This is a genomic window from Nitrosomonas mobilis (assembly GCF_900103035.1).
Classification (GTDB): domain Bacteria; phylum Pseudomonadota; class Gammaproteobacteria; order Burkholderiales; family Nitrosomonadaceae; genus Nitrosomonas; species Nitrosomonas mobilis.
Map to the genome: position 1 here is coordinate 1 of NZ_FMWO01000104.1, position 2,258 is coordinate 2,258.

The 2,258-nt window shown below is 42.4% G+C and carries 3 protein-coding genes and 1 pseudogene; all 4 read right to left on the reverse strand.

Annotation, left to right across the window (positions count from 1 at the left end):
• Positions 1 to 52: 52 nt before the first annotated feature.
• Positions 53 to 766 carry an IS6 family transposase gene (locus NSMM_RS14650; RefSeq protein WP_090288644.1) on the reverse strand — a complete coding sequence of 238 codons (714 nt, stop codon included), beginning with the start codon at positions 764 to 766 and terminating at the stop codon, positions 53 to 55.
• A gap of 811 nt (positions 767 to 1,577) precedes the next feature.
• Positions 1,578 to 1,901: a type II toxin-antitoxin system HicB family antitoxin gene (locus tag NSMM_RS14660; protein WP_090288649.1), complete on the reverse strand. Its 324-nt coding sequence runs from the start codon at positions 1,899 to 1,901 to the stop codon at positions 1,578 to 1,580.
• A complete protein-coding gene (locus tag NSMM_RS14665) occupies positions 1,898 to 2,146 on the reverse strand; it encodes a toxin HicA (RefSeq protein WP_090288647.1) in 249 nt (82 codons plus the stop codon). Before NSMM_RS14665 ends, NSMM_RS14660 begins: the two co-directional genes overlap by 4 nt.
• Positions 2,143 to 2,258: pseudogene (locus NSMM_RS15390) on the reverse strand (IS5/IS1182 family transposase); the annotation flags it as partial. The gene NSMM_RS14665 and the pseudogene NSMM_RS15390, both read right to left, overlap by 4 nt.

Consider the following 2,258-nt stretch of genomic DNA (forward strand, 5'->3'; position numbering starts at 1 on the left):
GGCTCTGTTGCAAAAAATAGCGTTGGCTAGAGTAAATCTCTGATATTTTTGATTATGCGGTGTAAATATCGAATTGTCTTTCAATAAGACGGATTTCTCCTATGAGACCTTGCCCATATTTCCATGCATCCATCTGTCCTTTCTTGAACATGTGCATGAGTTCAAACCCCTTGATCGTTGCATAGGCGGTCTTCATGGATTTGAACCCGCGTACGGGATTTATCAGCTGTTTGAGTTTTCCATGATCAGCCTCGACAATATTGTTCAAGTACTTTACCTGCCGGTGTACCGTATCCTCAAGGCATTTCCCTTCTTCCTTCAACTCATCAATGGCAGGACCGAAAGTCGGCGCTTTATCTGTATTAATTGTCTGCGGATGTGCCCATGGTTTTATGGATTTGAGCGCTTTGCCTAGAAACCGTTTGGCGGCTTTCTTATTACGGGTAGGTGAAAGATAGAAATCAATCGTGTCACCGTGCTTATCAATAGCTCGGTACAAATATGTCCATTTCCCTTTAACCTTCACATAGGTTTCATCTACCCGCCAGCTGTAGCCCATCGTCGGCTTGTAGTACCACCGCATGCGTTTTTCCATTTCGGGTGCATAATGTTGAACCCAACGATAAAGCGTTGTGTGATCGACTTCAAATCCACGCTCCAACATCATTTCTTCCAATTCACGATAGCTAATTCCGTACTTGCAGTACCATCTAACACAACCCAGGATTACACCGCCCTGGTAATGTCGCCATTTGAAATCCGACATTGAGAAATACCCTGAAAAAATTCAATAATGCACCAATTTTCTTATTTTTTGCAACAGAGCCGGGTATTTTATTTCTAGATTTCCCGGGCAAGCACCGGGTCGAACAAAAGCTGATTCAGCAGCCCCAGATACTCAACACCATCAATGCTATGCGAAAAAAATACGGCAAACCTCCGTTTGTGTTTCATGACAAGACTCCGACCTAACATCTGCCTAAACATCTCTCAATCCATACCTGTTTATACCCTTCCCTGCCCATTGCTAGGTTATGTTGACATTTTATAAAAAAGAATTACATATCAACTGATTATAAATTTACGTGAGATAGTGAGGAGTAGCGATAAATACGAAAAATGGTGCGCTACTTGTTTATGCCTTGGGTGAAATGCGGAAGTTACATGAAATCATTTAGCTAGATCAACGTATTCGGACATTGGAGGAAAAGCGATGAGCTTGCAACAAAGAGGCTCTGTCGCATTAAACGAGTTCATCGATACCTTCGTGATGAACTCTGTAGACATCGAAATAATGGTGAGGCTACATGCTGGTTGTGAAAGGAATGCGATTTCCGATTGAGGTAATTCTGGTTTGTATCCGTTGGTACGCGGCGCAGCGCCTGTAGCACTTCTTTCCGGTCAGTCACCTCGGCTGTGGTTACGGCCACCGCGTGCGGCAGGCGTTGCGCAAGCTCATGTTCACTGATTCATCAGTGCTCCTTATACTTGGTCGTTTAAGAAGCTCCGATACTACCGCAGCTCGCTTTCTGAATTTCCTTATAAAAGCTGCACTTTAAAGTTGAATCCATCCCTTATTATTCAGATAATTTGGCACTTATATAACGATTCAGACTAACTCCTTGTTCGCTTGCAATCACTGCAAGATTACGATGTTGTTCCGGTGGAATTCGGATTTGAAATTTACCGCTGAAATGCTTTTCAGAAAGAGGAACTGGTATGGTTTCACCGTTGGCTTGCATGTCAGTTACTACGTCTTTTACAAGATTAAGTATACCTTGCATGGCATCTATATGGTTTTTGTCAAAATGAGACAGACTTGGAAATTCAGCACACAGGCCAACATATTCTTTGTCATCTTCTGACCAAAGAACGCGGTAGGTATAATGTTCATAGTTCACCATTTTTTTCCCCCCTTTAATTTGTTGATAGCTGCAATTACCTGCATAACTTGGTAGGGCTTTGCTTTGCCGTCCTTGCCTTTTTGAATATTTATTCGTGGATCGCCTTTCCACGGAATTTTATAGATTATATGGCCTGTTCCTTGCTGCCTTGGTTTTCCAAAATACTGGTTGCATATTTTTACCAGATCAGAAAACCTGACATTTTTAGGATTCGCCTTGATAGATTCTAAGAACTTGTTCAAAGTCTTTTGAGTAGAAGGGCCAGGAAAGCCAAGTGGATGAACTGCAAACTGGTGTTAATCATTCGCTCGCAGTTCTTCCACAGTCTTCTATTCTTTTCCAGCCAGGCGAAAC